The organism is Pseudoalteromonas sp. L23, assembly GCF_021728455.1.
Lineage (GTDB): Bacteria > Pseudomonadota > Gammaproteobacteria > Enterobacterales > Alteromonadaceae > Pseudoalteromonas.
This window is the reverse complement of record NZ_JAKKCW010000002.1, coordinates 416,148-433,020: the sequence shown is the minus strand read 5'-3', so window position 1 is coordinate 433,020 and position 16,873 is coordinate 416,148. Positions and strand designations below refer to the sequence as shown.

Annotated in this window: 14 protein-coding genes; 9 read left to right on the top strand and 5 right to left on the bottom strand. The window is 42.0% G+C overall.

Features of this window, described 5'->3' with window-relative positions:
* Nucleotides 1–88: 88 nt before the first annotated feature.
* Nucleotides 89–1,291 (bottom strand): MFS transporter, encoded by a 1,203-nt coding sequence (locus L3V43_RS05765; protein ID WP_237116140.1) that lies wholly within the window; start codon nt 1,289–1,291, stop codon nt 89–91.
* A 107-nt stretch (nt 1,292–1,398) separates the two neighbouring features.
* On the opposite strand from L3V43_RS05765, the gene L3V43_RS05760 reads away from it, so the two are divergent.
* Entirely contained in the window at nt 1,399–2,289 is an 891-nt protein-coding gene (locus tag L3V43_RS05760) for a LysR family transcriptional regulator (RefSeq protein ID WP_010604665.1), read from the top strand.
* A gap of 19 nt (nt 2,290–2,308) precedes the next feature.
* Here L3V43_RS05760 and L3V43_RS05755 read toward each other — a convergent pair whose 3' ends face one another.
* Nucleotides 2,309–2,740, bottom strand: coding sequence for a MarR family transcriptional regulator (locus L3V43_RS05755; RefSeq protein ID WP_102056734.1), 432 nt, complete (start codon nt 2,738–2,740; stop codon nt 2,309–2,311).
* A gap of 188 nt (nt 2,741–2,928) precedes the next feature.
* On the opposite strand from L3V43_RS05755, the gene L3V43_RS05750 reads away from it, so the two are divergent.
* Nucleotides 2,929–3,357 carry an organic hydroperoxide resistance protein gene (locus L3V43_RS05750; protein ID WP_010604667.1) on the top strand — a complete coding sequence of 143 codons (429 nt, stop codon included), beginning with the start codon at nt 2,929–2,931 and terminating at the stop codon, nt 3,355–3,357.
* A 236-nt stretch (nt 3,358–3,593) separates the two neighbouring features.
* Here the strand turns inward: L3V43_RS05750 and L3V43_RS05745 are convergent, their stop codons facing one another.
* The 3 genes from L3V43_RS05745 to L3V43_RS05735 all read right to left on the bottom strand — a co-directional run bounded on the left by L3V43_RS05745 (nt 3,594) and on the right by L3V43_RS05735 (nt 7,583).
* Nucleotides 3,594–4,037 (bottom strand): hypothetical protein, encoded by a 444-nt coding sequence (locus L3V43_RS05745; protein ID WP_174168932.1) that lies wholly within the window; start codon nt 4,035–4,037, stop codon nt 3,594–3,596.
* 233 nt (nt 4,038–4,270) lie between these two features.
* The gene (locus L3V43_RS05740; protein WP_237116139.1) at nt 4,271–6,421 is read right to left on the bottom strand and encodes an ATP-binding protein; all 2,151 of its coding nucleotides are present in this window, start codon (nt 6,419–6,421) and stop codon (nt 4,271–4,273) included.
* Complete coding sequence (locus L3V43_RS05735) at nt 6,396–7,583, bottom strand: extracellular solute-binding protein (RefSeq protein WP_010604670.1); 1,188 nt, start codon at nt 7,581–7,583, stop codon at nt 6,396–6,398. Before L3V43_RS05735 ends, L3V43_RS05740 begins: the two co-directional genes overlap by 26 nt.
* Before the next feature lie 237 nt (nt 7,584–7,820).
* Here L3V43_RS05735 and tmk point away from each other — a divergent pair, with 237 nt between their 5' ends.
* From tmk to L3V43_RS05700, 7 genes are all read left to right on the top strand, one after another.
* Nucleotides 7,821–8,474, top strand: a complete 654-nt coding sequence (gene tmk / locus L3V43_RS05730; RefSeq protein ID WP_237116138.1) for a dTMP kinase — start codon at nt 7,821–7,823, stop codon at nt 8,472–8,474.
* The gene (gene holB / locus L3V43_RS05725) at nt 8,467–9,375 is read left to right on the top strand and encodes a DNA polymerase III subunit delta' (protein WP_237116137.1); all 909 of its coding nucleotides are present in this window, start codon (nt 8,467–8,469) and stop codon (nt 9,373–9,375) included. The genes tmk and holB overlap by 8 nt, the downstream gene beginning before the upstream one ends.
* A gap of 11 nt (nt 9,376–9,386) precedes the next feature.
* Nucleotides 9,387–9,710, top strand: a complete 324-nt coding sequence (locus L3V43_RS05720) for a PilZ domain-containing protein (RefSeq protein WP_010604673.1) — start codon at nt 9,387–9,389, stop codon at nt 9,708–9,710.
* 7 nt (nt 9,711–9,717) lie between these two features.
* Nucleotides 9,718–10,512, top strand: a complete 795-nt coding sequence (locus L3V43_RS05715) for a YchF/TatD family DNA exonuclease (RefSeq protein ID WP_102056738.1) — start codon at nt 9,718–9,720, stop codon at nt 10,510–10,512.
* A complete protein-coding gene (locus L3V43_RS05710; RefSeq protein ID WP_237116136.1) occupies nt 10,496–12,334 on the top strand; it encodes an alkaline phosphatase D family protein in 1,839 nt (612 codons plus the stop codon). Before L3V43_RS05715 ends, L3V43_RS05710 begins: the two co-directional genes overlap by 17 nt.
* Nucleotides 12,335–12,486: 152 nt before the next feature.
* Entirely contained in the window at nt 12,487–16,179 is a 3,693-nt protein-coding gene (locus L3V43_RS05705; protein ID WP_237116135.1) for an ATP-binding protein, read from the top strand.
* A 58-nt stretch (nt 16,180–16,237) separates the two neighbouring features.
* Nucleotides 16,238–16,753: a YgjV family protein gene (locus L3V43_RS05700; RefSeq protein WP_237116134.1), complete on the top strand. Its 516-nt coding sequence runs from the start codon at nt 16,238–16,240 to the stop codon at nt 16,751–16,753.
* The last annotated feature ends 120 nt before the right edge of the window (nt 16,754–16,873 follow it).

Below are 16,873 nucleotides of genomic sequence, written 5' to 3'. Positions count from 1 at the left end.
AACAAATCAGAGCGGCAATTGGGGAAGCTACGTCACTTATTGACAATCAAACTGCCCAATTACCTATTGTTCAATCACTAAATCGCGATTAAAAGCGCTTTCTTTGAAAGTTTCTCCACATAGCAACTGTTATAACTATTAATAGAGCTGAAACTACAATCAAGACATTAAAATTAAGTGTGTGGTTTTCGCGGGGCGTGACTAGCAAACTTGCAATAGTGCCACCAGAGGCTATCGCAAAGTGCTGTATCGCATTTTGCAGACTGATAAAGGTACTGCGCTCTTCTGCGTGAAGTGAGGTTATAAGTTCTGTCACTAAGATCATAGAGCGGGTAGCGCTTGCAATCACAAACAGGGTAAAAAGTCCGGCTGCAAAAATAACTGAACTTATCGTAAAACCAAACAAGGCTGCCAATATCATCAAGCCACTAAGAAAGTAAATTAAGTATGAGGTTGTGTGATTGTTTAGCTTACTTCGAGCGTATAGCTGAACTGCAATAAACGAACACACACCACTTAACAAATAGCATGCGCTTAGCATTGGGCTTGAGATGCTTAAGTTTGTAATTAGCATCACCGGAAATTGAGTTGAAATTGCAAATGTACTTAGCACCACAAAAAATGCGATGAACAGAGCGTATTTAAGGGTTTTGGTCGGGTTAAATGTGTTGCTTGGCATTGGGTTGCTATCGCTGCTTTGCGAAGCTTGCTTTATGTTTGAGAGAAATATAAATGTAAATAATAGCACTGTAATGGCTAAGCCACTTCCCAGTATCATGAACCCCAACTGCCAGCCTTGATTTGCTGTGATAAATAATAGCGCAGGGATCCCAATTGCCAAGGCGAGTGGAAAAGCACTCAACAGTATCGCGGTGTCTTTTTTCTTGTCGTTTTCATGGCTTAGCTGAATCACCAAGTTGAGATTGAGTACTACCAGTGCGCCGCCACCAATACCAGTCAATGCACGTACGAAAAGCAGGGTATAAAAACTCTCGAGTGCTGAAGTAAGCAAGGTTAACAATGTGGTTGCTGACAGAAAAATAAAGACTTTGTATTTCTCCTTTGAAAGGTTGCCTGTACCGCGCACACATAAACAAGTGAAAGCAGCGGCAATTGCATAAGCTGAAACGAGTAGTCCCGAATTTGATGGGTTGGTACCTGAGCTTAGCGCCATATCCGCGCTAAAGGGTACAATGATTAATGCATCTAACGCGACTAAAAAGTGGATGACAAAACATAACCCAAATTTTGCTTTTGGGCTTGCTAAGGTGGTCATTGAAGCTGAAAACATAGACATCCTTAATTGATATAAACAAAGAAGCCTTGATTGTATTAGCCTTAATTAGGTAATAAAGTGTCTATTATTGAATTGATAAACCCATATGTTGGGCTAATAAAATGATTGATCAGATTGACCCTCAGTGGCTTAACAGTTTCCACTGTGTTTATGAATGCTTAAGCTTCAAACAAGCGGCAGAGTTTCTGGATATACCAACCTCCAACGTAAGTCGTCATATTGCACTACTTGAAGAAAAGCTTGATGCAAGATTGTTGGAACGAACGACAAGGCGGATCTCAGTGACAGAAGCGGGTGAGCAGCTTTATGTGAGTACAAAGCCGTTAATCGATTCGCTGTCGGATGCGTTGCAAGAAGTAAATAAACATGCCTCTACGCCAATGGGGCATTTGCGTATAGTGATGCCCGACATCCCCATTCTTGGTCAAGCAGTGGTAACCTTTTGTGCTGCACATCCATTAATTTCAATAAGTTGTGATACCAGCCTGAGTCCAAGAGAAAATCTCTTAGATGGCTTTGATGTCGTGCTTTACTTTCATCGTGGCAAGCTTGAGGATAGCAACTGGGTGGTTAAAGAGCTGGCTCGATTACCAAGCGTCGTAGTGGCAGCACCCAGCTTGCTAGAAAAGCATACTTCGCCGTATAGATTAGCAGATTTACAATCTCTACCTTGTATTTCAACCCTTACCGCAGTAAACGGTACACCTTGGATATTTACTAACAATGAAAGAAGATTAACGACGGTGAATGTTAAATCAAACTTTAGGGTAAACAGTGGGTTTATAGCTAAGTCTGCCGCGCTTTCAGGGGTTGGATTTGCTATCTTGCCACTGAACTCCTGTAAAGCAGAAATTGAGTCAGGCGCGCTGGTACCACTTAAATTAGAGCAGCAACCGGAAGACCTTGTACTTTATGCGTTCTATGCTGGCCGTAAACATCTGGCCAAAAAAATATCAGCGTTTTTGGCACATTTAGAACGCGCGCTACAATGACTATCTTTTGATTTCTACTTTAGGCCAAATCACCATTGATCGAATCTAGTAACTCAATAAGTGCTTGTGCTTTTTGCTCGTCGATACTTGGAAATTTACAGCGGATCTGCTCAGGAATTGTGGCAGCTTGATGTTGCAGATCTTGACCCCTACTTTGTAGTTTTACCACTCGTTTGCGCTTATCTTTTTCGTCTTTAACGATTGAAAGCAGGGCTTTGTCAGTCATTTTCTTTAATATTTGTGTCATAGCACCGCCATCGATGGCGGTTTTCTCTAGTAACTCAGCAATGCTGATTTCATCTTTCTCCCAAAGTGCCATCATCACCACATATTGAGGGTAGGTTAAGTCGAGTTTTTGTAAAGATGCTCGGTAAGCACGGGCAATACCATTGGAAGCCATGTAGAGGCGGTGGCAGATTTGAGCGTCTAGTTTTAATTGTGGGTAGTTCATCACATATTCCTACAAAGTAGCTAAGCTATATTTTAATTTGCACACAAAGTATTTGCAATTCTAAAAAATTGAATCTATTATTTTGCATGCAAAATAAATGTTTAATTGATTTTACTTCATCTAGAGTAAAGCCTCGCTGCGTTAGGGTGTAGGTGAGTACTCTACAAGCACAAACTTAGGAGAACGAAATGAAAGAACTACAAAGTATTGCATATACGGCGAAAGCCACTGCCACAGGTGGCCGAGAAGGTGTGGCAAAGTCTGACGATGGTCGTCTTGATGTTGCGCTTTCGACACCAAAAGGCTTAGGTGGGGATGATGGGCAAGGGACTAATCCGGAGCAATTGTTTGCAGCAGGTTATGCGGCGTGTTTTATTGGCGCATTAAAATTGGTGGCAGGCAAAGCAAAAGTCAAGTTGCCAGAAGACACACATATTAACTCTGAAGTGTCTATAGGGCCAATTGAGGGTGGCTTCGGGATAGCGGTGAAATTGGCGGTATCAGTTGGTGACTTAGACAAAGACACGGCGCAGTCACTCGTTGAAAAAGCTCACGAAGTTTGCCCATATTCAAATGCTACTCGTGGCAACATTGCGGTTGAGCTTTCAGTTATTTAACTAACCTGAGGTTTGGGTAAGGAATGAACTAACTGTTTTTTAATCACCTTAAACTATCTTCTTACCTAGCCAGAAAGTTTTGAGGATAACAAGGCGAATTTACGTACCAATAGCTAGCTATTGGAAGTGAATTCAACGCAGTTAGCGTTAAAACTGGCTGCTAGAAAGGCATTAATTATCCGAAGCTCAGGTTAACTCACTCAAGTGAGTTAGAGCCAGCGTATTTTGACGCTGGCTTATATGTTTTCTAAGGAGTCGGTAATTTTAAAGCAATGAATATCGCCACCTGTTCTAAAATCAATTCGTTTAACTTGCTCAACGATTTCCACCGTATTATAGCCATTGAGTAAACCAAACATTGCCGCTTGTTGGCCTGAGCCGATGGCATAAGATTGCGCTAAGGGTTCAGATTTACAGGTGCCCCTTTTTACACAACCATACCATACGCCTTTTTTGGGGTGGTATTTAATGAATTCCAAACTCTCAATCGTATCAAATTGATTATTTGAAAAATTGTGCTGCAAATTGTGTATATCGCATGTCTGGCCGGTGCAAAACACTCTCCAACCATGATAATCAAACCACTTTTGGGCGTTATCGGTAACGATGATCTTATCGGTAGTGGTTCTACTATCACAGGCTATTTCTGATGTTTTAGCGTTATAGACGATGGTTGTCATTCCTTTTGACTCCTATGAAATTACATTCGATGAAACCATGCAACTAGTGCAGGTAAAAATGCTGATGGTATAAAGACTTGAATGCTAATTGAATGTTGCACGAGAAGAAGTTTACCGGAGGTGAATGTCTGCTTTCAGGCTAAGATTATAAGAATTCTACGATGTTATTCAATTGTAACTTAAATGAACTTTATTCAATTATCTAGCCATATAAAATGGGGCGAAATTGACCGTTAACTCACAATAGTATTTATCACTTCATAAAGCTTTTTCATATCTATCGGTTTTGCGACGCAATTATCAAATCCAAGTTGCTGATAGTTTTCTAAATCTCCCGACATCACGTTGGCTGTAACGGCAATAAGTGGGGTTGTTTTATCCTGTTCTCTGACTTCTGAACATACTTTTAGGCCATCTTTTTTTGGCATCTGAATATCTACAAAAAAGATATCAGGTTTCAATTCGTGATAAAGCTCAATCGCCTCTTCACCATCCTGAGCTATGACAAGATTCGCTTCAGTTGGTTTTATCATGGCGCTAAATATTTTTTGATTAAGTGGATTATCTTCAGCAAGTAGCAGGTTTTTATCTTTCAAGGCGGGTATAGCTTGCAAATCTTGCATGACAGATTGTTCTGGTGCGTCGCAGATATCGAGTACGAGTTTAACTGTAAACTCACTGCCAATACCTTCTTTACTTGTCACCGTAACACGGCCGTCCATTAACTCGGCAAGTTGTTTTACAATTGCAAGTCCAAGACCGGTTCCTCCATACTTTCTGGTAGTCGACGAGTCTGCCTGTTGAAATCGATTAAATAGCTTCTTTAGCGCGACTTCGGAAATACCAGCGCCAGTATCTATTACACGGATGGAGAGATGTTTACCGCCATCTTGGAGTATAACGGTTACCGAGCCGTCACTGGTAAATTTAACGGCATTGGATATTAAATTTCTTAGTATCTGCTTTAAACGCAGCGAATCACCGAGTCGATAAGGATTTGCAAGCTCCTCAGTATGAATAATAAGGTCAATTTGTTTAGCATTGGCAGTATGGACAAACTCTTGTTTAACTTCACTGACAATACTTCTGACATCCACCGTCGCTGATTCCATTTTTAGTTCACCAGCTTCAATTTTAGAGAAATCAAGTAAATCATTGAGTAAGCTAAGTAATGTTTCTGTGGACGTCATGCCCTGTGCAATGAGCTCTTTGGAATCTGCTGCATTTCTATGGTGCTTCATTAATTGGAATACACCATAAATACCGATAAGTGGCGTCCTTAATTCATGGCTCATATTTGCCAAAAAGTGACTTTTTGCCCGCTCTGAGCTTTGCGCCTTTATTTTTTCATTTTCAAGAGAACCTATCTGCTCCTTAATTTGTTTCGCAAGTTGGTTGAGAGTCACTTGGAGCGTTCTTAGCTCTCTAAATTCAAAATCGCTTGTTGCAGAAACATAATGTCCCTGTTTAAGTCGTTCGCAATGACGCTCAAGTGCGCGCATCGGATTGGTCAAGCGTTTTGCTAATCGGCGTAAATACCAGGTAAGTAATACCACTAGCATCAAGCCGATAAGTACAATGTATAACACCGCGCTTAAAATATCGTTACTGTATACTTCCGCTTCTCGTTGTAGCTGTAAATCAAGTTCAACAAAATCGTCTTTTTGTGAATAAATAGGACTGTGATATACACCTTCAGTGGCATCTGAGGGATGTGTTCCCGCAAGCACAAGGTCTTGACTGGTGATCCAGATAGAGCCTTTTTCCTGATTGGAACCTAAAAATGGTTCAAGATCGACTTCGAGGAATAGTACACCCGTATATTTATAAGGACGCATTAACGACGATAATTTTTGTCTAAGGGGAATGGCGAGAAACAATTTGGCCTGATCAGACGGTTTTTTTTCAATGCTTTCAACTGGGACAACTAGTTTATCGATTTTTAATGTGCGTCGCTGTTGCGCGAGGACCTTGTGAGCATGCTCGCTAAATACAGAATTGTTCCAACGTAGGGTATTAAAAGGATATCCTTCTACGGTAAACACGGAGCCATCGTTGATAAACGCAGATTTTACCATGTCGGTATTGTCGACTAAGTTGGTTAGCGCCTTAACCGCGTATTGAGTAAACAGTAGATCGCTCGGTAAGGTAGATAAAATATGGTCTTCACTTAATGGTGCAACTTGATAGATAAGCTCATTGATTTGCGCTTTAAAATCGCTGATAAGACTTGCGCCAGTGCGTTTAACGTCTTCTTGCTCTAGGGTTGCTTTTTGTTGCATTAAGGAAAAGCCAACCATCGCAACCAGTACAACCAGGAAGAGAGAGAATAATGCCGTAATTTTTCTTTTTATTTCATCAACGATGCTGCGATTTGCTTTCATTCTGTCCCGACTTTGTGACGATAAATTGCATATATTGCGTCGTTTCTTCGACACTATACACACCACCTAAATAGCGTGTTAGCCCCTTTAACATGGCTTCCCAAATATAGGCCATAATAGGTTCATTCGGTTGTGGATAGGTTTCATGCAGAGATGCGATCAGTTGAGACAGTGCTTTGTCGTCGCGTTTTATAAGTTCAGCTAAGCTGTCACCGTTTGCAGGCAGCGCGTTGAGCTCATCCCATAGTTTATCTTGTACCTTCTGGCTTTGCATAAAGTCAACAAGCTGCTTTAGATGCGGACTTTTTTTAGATTCTATGCCATTGGCAGGAAAAGCCAGTACATGAGACGATGCGAGAGACATCAGCTGATAATTACCCCATCTCGGTAAAGGCGCGATGGCTAGGTCGTCTTTAAGCTTGTCTTTAAGTTGACGATATGCCCAAATTCCATTCACAAAATAATCGAGCTTGCCGGTCTTAAAACGATTCATTAAGCATTGGTAAACACAATCAGCGTCTATGATGCCGCTGTTGAGAAGTGATTGATAATTGGAAATTGCGAGGCGCATCGCTTTGGTGTCAAGCTGTGGCACGCCTGCCTGAATGAGATTAGGCTGAAGGGCGTTCGCAAACGTCACAAACCAATACATTTCATAAAAATTCCAGCCGAGCGTAGGTTTGTCTGCAACAGTTTGCTGTGCGTAGGTTTGTAAGTCGGTAATAGGGTGTGGCACAAGTGCACGGTTGTAATAGAGTACAAGATGGTTGCCATACATAATTGGTACGCCCTTAAGCTCACCATTGACCTTACTATTCTCAATGACTTTTTGTGTGAGCTTTTTGCTTAACCAAGACTCTGGCACCTGAGAAAATTGCAGTTCTGACAACCCCATATAATCGCTGGGAATAATCACGGCATCCGGTAACTGTAGGGCATCTGCATACAACAATAACTCGCTTTTCAACTGATTGTTGTTAAAAGCAAGAATATTAACTTTAATACCCGTTTTTGCACTAAACTCTTCAAATAATGGCTGAAAATCAAAGTTTTCAAGTCCTACCGCGACATCTATCTCTGGCGGTTCACTTGCACGGGCATTTACTGGGTTATAAACCAAAAGAAGTAACATGAACACCAAATAGAGCATTTTACGCGGCATATTAATACGCTTCCTTTACGGGCCTAAAAGGCATGTTAATGTTGCTCAGCATTGGGCGTTTCTTATATAAAATTAATCGGATGTGCTTGTTATTGTAGACCAAATTTTTCTGTTTTAAATTCTTTTCAGAATGACAAATTCAATTTATTAGACAATTCAATTCTATTTCAGTCGTGAATAATTCACTAAAACACGATAAAATAACAGCCAAATAAGAATGATGAGTACGTCCTTGCTATGAAAAAAGGGTTTATGCTGGTCTGCGATGGCAGCAATGGCGCTGGAAAAACAACGGTTATTACCGGATTGGAAGCGCATTTAAAACAACGCGGTATTGAAGTTGTGATGACTCGTGAACCTGGTGGAACAGAGATCTCAGAGAAGATAAGAGAAATCATTCTAGATCCCTCAACTCCCGAAATGGCAGACATGACGGAGCTTATGTTGTTTGGGGCTGCGCGTGCTCAGCACGTTCGTGAAAAAATTATTCCAGCACTTGAGCAAGGCAAAGTCGTTATTTCTGATCGATTTGACGCTGCAACATTTAGTTTTCAACATTATGCAAGAGGACTAGATCTTGTCACCATCACAACCATTAATCAGCTTGCGCTTGGCGGTTTTCGTCCAGACATGAATTTGATTTTGGACTTGGACCCTGAAGAGGGCTTAAAGCGAGTCAAATCGCGAGGTGAGGGGCTAGATAGACTCGAGGATGAAAAGCAACAATTTTTGCAGCGCGCACGTGAGGGTTATCTCGTTCAAGCGAAAAATGACCCTGAACGATTTACTGTGATTGATGCCAGTCAAAGTAAAGCACAGGTACTTGAGCAAAGTATTGAACTGCTTGATAGCTTGATAGCCACACACCTTACAGTGGAAGGCAATGAATAATTTGCTTCCAAGTTGGCACAGTGGCGCTCTAAGTTATCTTGCTCGAGCACAGCAAAACGGTCGTTTGCACCATGCTCAGCTGTTATCGGGTAAAAAAGGCGTGGGGAAATCTCTGCTTGCGGCGCACTTGGCAGAAGCACTGTTATGCTTACATCCACAAAATCTTACTGCCTGTGGGCAATGTAAGCCGTGTAACTTGAACTTAGCTGGTAATCATCCTGATAGACTGAGTGTAGTGCCTGAAGGAAAATCAATCGGGGTGGACGAAATTCGAGAGATTACGCATTTCTTGAACCATTCAGCGCAGCAAGGTGGCAATAAAGTCGCGTTGATTGAACACGCGCATTTGATGACCCATTCAGCCGCTAATGCGCTGTTAAAAACACTTGAAGAGCCAAATGCTAATCGTTATTTGGTCGTTACCAGCGATGATGACAGTAAGTTACCTGCCACCATTTTGAGCCGTTGTAATAAAGTGGCTATCCACTCGCCCAATCAAGCAGAGGCCGCGCAGTGGCTGGCAGCTAAAAATGTCGCTTGTGATTTCCCTTGGTTTGGTGAATTTTCTCTACAGCCATTTATTATCGAAGCGTGGCAACAAGAAGGTGCGCTTGATGATGTGACTGCGCTTTATCACGCGGCGAATCAATTAACAGTAGAGAGTGCGCAAACGGTTGAAAAAATTTTGTTAAAGCACAGCGCAATGAGTGATGTATTCGCCCGTTTTTTGCTCAACCGTTTAAAAGGGGCGATGACACAAGGGAATGGTTTGAGTTTTACCCAGTATCAAGACTTAGTGAGCTTAGTACATCGGTTTATGTACGAACAGAAAAATGTGTTAGGGTTAAATCAAAACCTGAGCATTTCTAATTTACTTTTTGCCTTACAAAAACAGCTATAAAGAGGTGGCGCATGCAAGAGTTACTTGCGGATTTTGAAGATTTAGATGAGCTATATCGTTGTTATATGCCATTTCTGAAATCCGGTGGCATATTTATCAAGTCCAATGCCCATTTTGATATGGGGCAAGAATTAAAGCTCAGAGTTACCTTGCCTGACGCTCTAGAGGCGGACGAAGTCAACGCTGTGGTTGCTTGGTTAACACCGCAAGGTGCACAAAATTCTAATCCTTCGGGTGTTGGTGTTGCGTTTGTAGACGCACCAGCTCTGAACGATAAAATAAATAAGCTTTTGGGTGCGACTTTGCATTCAGATAAACCAACTTACACCATGTAGAGCCAGTATGATTGTAGACTCTCACTGTCATTTAGATAGACTCGATTTTGAAAAGTTAGGCCTAAGCCTTGAAGAAGTACTCAGCAACGCGAGACAAAAACAAGTAGAACACTTTTTATGCGTTAGCGTGACGCTAGACCAATTTCCATCCATGTTAGAAAAAATAGCCCATTTTGATGATGTTTCTGCATCTTGTGGGGTACATCCACTGGATCAAAAAGATAAATTGGATGTTGAAAGGCTAGTGCAACTGGCGAGTAATGATAAAGTCGTTGCTATTGGTGAAACTGGATTAGATTATTATTATTCAAAAGATACGCATCAGGTACAGCAAGAAAGCTTTGCCGGACACATCGATGTGGCTAATCAGCTGCAAAAACCACTGATCATCCATACTCGTGATGCAAAAGCGGATACAATAGACATCATGCGAGCCCACAATGCGCAAAATTGCGGTGGCGTGTTGCACTGTTTCACCGAAGATTGGCCGATGGCAAAGCAGGCACTAGACCTTGGTTTTTACATTTCAATCTCAGGTATTGTGACGTTTAAAAATGCGACGGCGCTTCAGGAAGTCGTTAAGCAAATCCCTATGGACCGATTGCTGATTGAAACCGACTCACCTTATCTTGCACCGGTACCGCATCGTGGTAAAACTAACCAGCCTGCTTATGTACAAGACGTTGCATATTATATTGCTGACTTAAAAGGAGTGAGCTACAAAACGCTTGCAGAGCAAACCACGAATAACTTTTACTCTTTATTTAATTTGGTGAAACGCCAAGATGGTAGCACAACTTAATCAGCTACCTCAGGTGTTGATGGGCCCGCTGGTTCGCCGAGCTGAGCAGAATAAAATTTGTATTCAGGTTGTTACTTGTGAAGCCGTGGACATTTCGGCTTCGCTATTGGCCCATCAAAGTCGGTGTGAGGTTGAGACATTTCAGCTCGGTGCAGCCTGCTTTTTGCATTTTTTGATGATATGCAGCGAGAAGGCTCTGCCAACAGCGCAGCTGCTCGAGTATCAAGTGCTTATTAACGGTGCCGCGTATAAGCCAGATTATCTGCGTTATGGAGAAGAGCTTAGCTTTGCGATACCTGCTTTGCTCAAGCAAATATTACATGGCTCATGCCGTAACCCGCATCACCACGCAAAAGACAGTCTACATACTGCAGATCAGTGGCAAGAGCAGCAACGCGAACTCGGTGAGCTAGGCGCTGACTTGTGTATTTTTTCTGGCGATCAGATCTATGCAGATGATGTTGCCGGCGCCATGTTGTTGGCTATTCACCAACTTATAGCGCGATTGGGTTTGTTTAAAGAAACGAAATTGCCAATGCACCTACCAGCTGATCAACAAGCTCAGCTTTACCATCGTCACTTATATTTACCAAAGACGCCATGGCAGGAGCGCTCAAAGTTTTCACCGGGTTACTGGTTTCGAAAGGATGAACCGCACTTTTCTAGTGTTAAGGCCTTTAATCACCTAATTTTCTTCGAAGAGTTTGTCGCCTGTTACCTGTTAAACTTCTCTCATCTTGCTTGGCAGTTGGTTAACTTTGATGCGCTTCATTATGATGGTGGTAACGACAAAGTTAGGCGAATATTTGAGTCCGAACTTGACGCCTTAAAAGGCTTTGTTGAAACGTTGCCTAGCGCTGAGCGGTTGTGTGCGAACGTGCCTGTACTAATGATGTTTGACGACCATGATGTGACCGATGATTGGAACTTGACGGCTAAATGGGAACAGGCAATTGCGAACCATAAAGTGAGTCGACGCATTATCAGTAATGGCATCATTAGCTATTGGCTGTTTCAAGGCATTGGTAATGATGCGTTTGAGTATAGCGGGGCGCTGACATCAGCTTTTAATTCAAGCCTGATTGACAACGAATGGCACTTTTCGGCGTTTGACAAACAAGTTCGTCGATTCACACACTGGCATTATTGTTTAGATACGTTTCCAAAAGTGGTGGTGCTAGATACTCGTACACATCGGTGGCGTAATGAACAGGATTTCAATGAACCAAGTGGTTTACTCGACTGGGAAATGTTGATGGAGCTGCAAGACACGCTTATTGACCACAGTGCAGTATTGATGGTCAGTCCTGCGCCAGTATTTGGGGTAAAGGCAATCGAAACCATACAAGCCATATTTAACACCTGTGGTGAACCGTTGGTGGTAGATGTGGAAAATTGGATGGCACATGAAGGGGCCGCGAAAAAGCTAATTGAAATTTTTAAGCGTCCAGATACACCTAAAGAAACCATTATACTCTCCGGCGATGTACATTATTCGTTTTGCTTTTCGGTTCAGGCTCGTTTTGGTCGTCATGATAACCGCATTTGGCAGCTAACCGCATCAGGGATAAAAAACGAATTTCCAAAGCCGCTTATCAATATTTTAGATAAGATGGACACGATTTTGTATGCCAAATATAGTCCTCTGAATCTCTTTACGAAACGCTGGCAGCTATCGGTAAGTAAGCATCCTTCATCGCTAAAAAAACATGGCTATTTGGTGTCAGACTCTGCGATTAGTTTAGTAACGCTTGAAAACGGCTTGCTAGAGAAGTATGAGCTACTGCACGGTACGGGGATCCACAGTCATTTTGAGTTATAAGCCTTGGTAATAGATTTTAGAATTGAATAAACCGATTTTAGCTATTTGTAGCTTAGCTCTGTAGCGCATGTATGCGCTAAACTTGTCAAAAAACACATGCTCTTTTTCGCTTTTGCTATAGTTAATATAATGCGGGCTAACATCTCGACTATATGACTCTACTCAAGCGCATGTCTCTGTTCGTTGTACCATACAGCACACTGAAATGGTTTTGTGTGTTGCTGCTGTTGTTATTACCGAGTTTTCCTTGTGCCGCCAGTTTTCCCGAATTTAGCGATACGGCGCAGGTTATGCGACGCTATGACTATAATTCTGGCCTCAGTCAGGTCACTATCACTGCCATTGCGCAAGATCAACTCGGGTACATTTGGGTTGGCACACAGTCTGGCCTAAATCGTTTTGATGGTCATGATTTTGTTCAATTTGAAGTAAAGCAGAACTCCAAACATCATCTCTCTGGCGGCTTTATTACCTCACTATGCCACAGTGGCAAATATATCTGGGTTGGAACAAGTACTGGGCTTAGCATTTACGATACTGAAGCGGGGACCTTTCGCTCTATCTTAGCGGCGCAGAATGAGGCGGTTAGCTCCGATAGAGTTAAAAAAGTGGCCTGTTATGGTGAATCAGTGACAGTATCGACAGAAGAGGGCGATGCTTACCGAGTTAACTACCAAACCTTAATGCCTGAAAAACTTTATTTAACTGGTAAATTTGTTCGTGAAGTCCAAGAAACAAGGGATGCATTTGTTTACCTCAATGCAGATGGCCTAGTCAGTCAGCCAAAAGACAAAGTAGGTGCGAACGTTCTGTTGGAAGGTGAGTTTAAAACACTGTCGCTTTCCCACGGAAGGATATTCGTGGTTGATTCGGATGATAAAATCATTAGTTTCGACACTCAGTTCAATAAAGTGCAATGGCAAAAGTCGGTCAGTGCGAAAGTAAACCTCAGCATTCACCAAATTAAAGTAAGGGCGAATGAGATACTCGTTGCTTCCAATACCGGAGTGTTTATTTTAGATCTGCAAGGTAGTATCAAGCGGCATTGGTATCGCCGTGCAGAACAATATGATGGTCTACAAGATAACAATGTACTTAGTGTTCAACGAGATAGAAACGGCGATTTATGGATAGGGACTGAGTCACAGGGGCTGCACTTTTTTAGTCAACTGAGCGAATCGTTTGGTCACGTTGGTGAACAAAACTTTCCGCATGCTCCTTTGGGGCATCCTGATGTTAGGAATTTCGCACTAGACAGTAGCGAGCGCTTTTGGATAGGTACGTCATCGGGTTTATATATTTATCAAAAATCGAGCTTTATCGAAGCGCATCGAATTTTCCCGAGTTTATCTGCAATCAAAGGAAGCTTTATCACGCAAGTAAAGATCTATGATGATACCTTGTGGGTAACAACAAGAGGTGATGGCGTTGTTAGGTATGCTTTAACCCAAGGGGAATACAGTCATTTGATGCCTAACTCGAATAATGGTCCTGAGCTTAGCTTTAATGATGTTATCGAATACCAATCACAGATTTTGGTAAGTTCCAGGACGCTAGGCCTAATGAGATACGACGTGGAGTCTAAAACCCTAGTGCAGTTTTTCGAAAATCGTTCAGATGCACCTTCACATGTATCTTCATTTAAAGTTGTTGGGCAAGATTTATGGTTTGGCACTATAGGTGAGGGGTTGTTCAAGTTTAGTAAAGGCCAGCTCCATAATCTGACTACGCAGGATGGCTTAAAGTCGAATTTAGTTTTTATGATAGATGAAGACCCGTGGCAACGTATCTGGGTTGCAAGTGAAGCGGGCATTAGTTTAGTTGATAAGCAAATGAAAGTTGTCCGAACCATAGGAGAGCAAGAAGGACTAGGAAACCAAGCCGTGTGGGGGCTGGTTTATGATGACTATGAATATATGTGGCTTGGCACCAGTGGTGGGCTGTCGCGCATTAATGTAATGGATTTTGCCATTGATAATTTTCTTCCAATTGACGGCGTACAAGCGCACGAATTCAACTACAATGCCGCATGGAAAGCCCCTGACGGCCGAATTTTTATGGGTGGAGCCAAAGGATTTAATCAGTTCTTCCCCCAGAATGTATCAATTTCAAATACCGCGCGGCCTATTTTAGTTTCCACAATCGAATTACTGGGCGAGCCTTTACAGCCAAGTCTCGATGGGATCCTCTCTGTTGCGCCAGAGCTTGCGGGCTCATTACGATTACGCTATGACCAAAATATCATATCGTTGCAATATTCAAGTCTAGACTTTGGCTCTGAGAAGCTGAGCTTTTATTACCGTATTAAAGGACTAAGCGACAAGTGGCTGAAACTTGCAAATGGAGCAAGGCAAATAAATTTACTCCAGCTTGAGCCTGGCACCTATCGAGTAGAAACCTATACCGTTAATCGCTTTAATATGCAGTCGCCAGTTCACGAGTTTAGCATTTATATCGCTGCACCAATTTGGTGGAACGCTTACTCGAAGACCTTTTATACCCTAGTCATTGTGCTTATCATTGCAGCATTTGTTCGAGCGAGACAACGGCGTTATCAGCAAGTGCTGCGGGATAATCAGAAAATGTCAGCGTTACAAGAGCGGTTAGAGTTGTCATTGTGGGCAAGTGGTGATGAACTTTGGGATTGGCATGTTGAGTCGGGTAAAATTTATCGTTACAGCGTAAATCCAAGGATCGATTTTAGTGATCTCCAAGATAAACTCATCCTCGATGAACTTGACCAGTTTGTACACCCTAAAGATTGTGTGTTACTTGAGGAGCGCCTGCAATCTTGTGTGGACGGCCGTGAAGACGTATATGAATTGTCTATTCGAGTTAAAGATCAACAGGGAGAGTGGATCTGGGTATTAGATAGAGGAAAGGTAGTTGCACGAGATGATAATGGTAGAGCAACGCGGATAGCGGGGGCACTGAAAGATATTGCTGATTTGAAAGCACATCAACAAGCCTTGCAGTCGTTAAACGAGCAACTTGAGATAAAAGTTGCGATGCGCACCGATGAGCTATATAAAAAGAATCAGAAACTTGAGCAAGCGATGTTTGAATTAAAGCAAACGCAAGAAGACTTAATTGAAAGCGAGAAAATGGCCTCTTTAGGTGTTGTGGTTGCGGGGGTTGCGCATGAGATCAACACCCCGTTAGGTATAGCTATCACCGCACTTTCGCATAATGAAGATTGTTTATCTGAGCTGGTAGAAAAGCTTGAGAATAAAACCCTTAAGCAAAAAGATTTGGTTTCCTCCATCGATGCACAGCAAGAAGGCTATCTGCTGATCAGTCGCAATCTGCAAAGAGCAGAAAGCCTTATTAGTAACTTTAAGCAAGTTGCAGTAGATCAATCCAGTGAGACGGAGCGTGATATTAACCTGCTTGAATATATCAATGATGTATTCGATTCACTCAAACCATTGGCTAAAAATAAAGAAGTATATTTGTCTATAGATGGGAATGCTGATGTAAATCTCTCCACCTATCCAGGCGCGGTTTATCAAATAATGGCAAACCTATTTAACAATTCCGTTATCCATGGTTTTGAGGGGAGTGCCTCTGGCACAGTCAGCGTGTTAGTCGAGGCGACAGATAGCCACTGGACTATTGTATACCGCGATAATGGTGTCGGCATGGACGAAGCAATGCAAAAGACCTTGTTTGAGCCATTTGTAACCACAAAACGTAATCAAGGCGGATGCGGATTAGGCATGCATATTGTTTATAATTTGGTTACGCAACTTTTAAAAGGCGAGATCCGCTGTAAAACGGCGAAATTACAAGGTGTCGAAATTACGATAAAAGTACCGTTTAGGAAAATAGCGGTCGAAAATTAACTTAGGTGAATTACAGTTAGCTAACAGCCCGTGACAATGCTTCTTTTAGGAGTTTGTCATGTTCTTATTATCTCAAGTTTTGGTTACCCTTGCTGTTTTACTCGATCTCGCCTCATTTCAATTTATGAAACGCCAGCAGGTGTTATTGGCACTAAGCTTGTCGACTGCACTCACTGCAATTCACTTCTATCTACTTGATGCTATGGCTGGTGCTTTGCTTATGGCGGTTGCTAGCCTCAGGTATCTGGTGTTTATCAAGTTGCAGTCAAAGCGCTTGCTTATCGGGTTTCTACTACTCAATACAGTGCCACCTTTAGTACAATTAAATGCAAATTACGAACTTTATGCTGTTATTGGTAGTATTTTATTGACATTTGGTGCATTTATTCGCAAGCAAGTGGTATTTCGGTGTGTGATGATGTTAGGTACGGTGTGTTGGCTGATACATAATTGTTATATCGGCTCTCCCATGGCGATTGTGTTAGAAAGTACTTTTTTGGTGAGTAATTTGATTGGGTTATGGCGAATTTATATGAAGCGTAAAGCGAGTAAGTTAAAGGCTGAATTGAAGTAGATTCAATTTTACTGGAATGGGCACTAATAAAATTAGGTTGAGTTTTAAATGTGTTATATTTCAGTTGGTTAAGTTTTTTTCTATCTACTTTTTCAGATAATTACGCTGAGTACAAGTGGT

Bases quoted from the DNA above. Each gene is read 5' to 3' on its own strand.
- L3V43_RS05720 (WP_010604673.1), top strand. From the start codon at position 9,387: ATGCAAGAGTTACTTGCGGATTTTGAAGATTTAGATGAGCTATATCGT.
- holB (WP_237116137.1), top strand. From the start codon at position 8,467: ATGAATAATTTGCTTCCAAGTTGGCACAGTGGCGCTCTAAGTTATCTT.
- L3V43_RS05710 (WP_237116136.1), top strand. From the start codon at position 10,496: ATGGTAGCACAACTTAATCAGCTACCTCAGGTGTTGATGGGCCCGCTG.
- L3V43_RS05735 (WP_010604670.1), bottom strand. From the start codon at position 7,583: ATGCCGCGTAAAATGCTCTATTTGGTGTTCATGTTACTTCTTTTGGTT.
- tmk (WP_237116138.1), top strand. From the start codon at position 7,821: ATGAAAAAAGGGTTTATGCTGGTCTGCGATGGCAGCAATGGCGCTGGA.
- L3V43_RS05755 (WP_102056734.1), bottom strand. From the start codon at position 2,740: ATGAACTACCCACAATTAAAACTAGACGCTCAAATCTGCCACCGCCTC.
- L3V43_RS05745 (WP_174168932.1), bottom strand. From the start codon at position 4,037: ATGACAACCATCGTCTATAACGCTAAAACATCAGAAATAGCCTGTGAT.
- L3V43_RS05760 (WP_010604665.1), top strand. From the start codon at position 1,399: ATGATTGATCAGATTGACCCTCAGTGGCTTAACAGTTTCCACTGTGTT.
- L3V43_RS05750 (WP_010604667.1), top strand. From the start codon at position 2,929: ATGAAAGAACTACAAAGTATTGCATATACGGCGAAAGCCACTGCCACA.
- L3V43_RS05740 (WP_237116139.1), bottom strand. From the start codon at position 6,421: ATGAAAGCAAATCGCAGCATCGTTGATGAAATAAAAAGAAAAATTACG.
- L3V43_RS05700 (WP_237116134.1), top strand. From the start codon at position 16,238: ATGTTCTTATTATCTCAAGTTTTGGTTACCCTTGCTGTTTTACTCGAT.
- L3V43_RS05705 (WP_237116135.1), top strand. From the start codon at position 12,487: ATGACTCTACTCAAGCGCATGTCTCTGTTCGTTGTACCATACAGCACA.
- L3V43_RS05765 (WP_237116140.1), bottom strand. From the start codon at position 1,291: ATGTTTTCAGCTTCAATGACCACCTTAGCAAGCCCAAAAGCAAAATTT.
- L3V43_RS05715 (WP_102056738.1), top strand. From the start codon at position 9,718: ATGATTGTAGACTCTCACTGTCATTTAGATAGACTCGATTTTGAAAAG.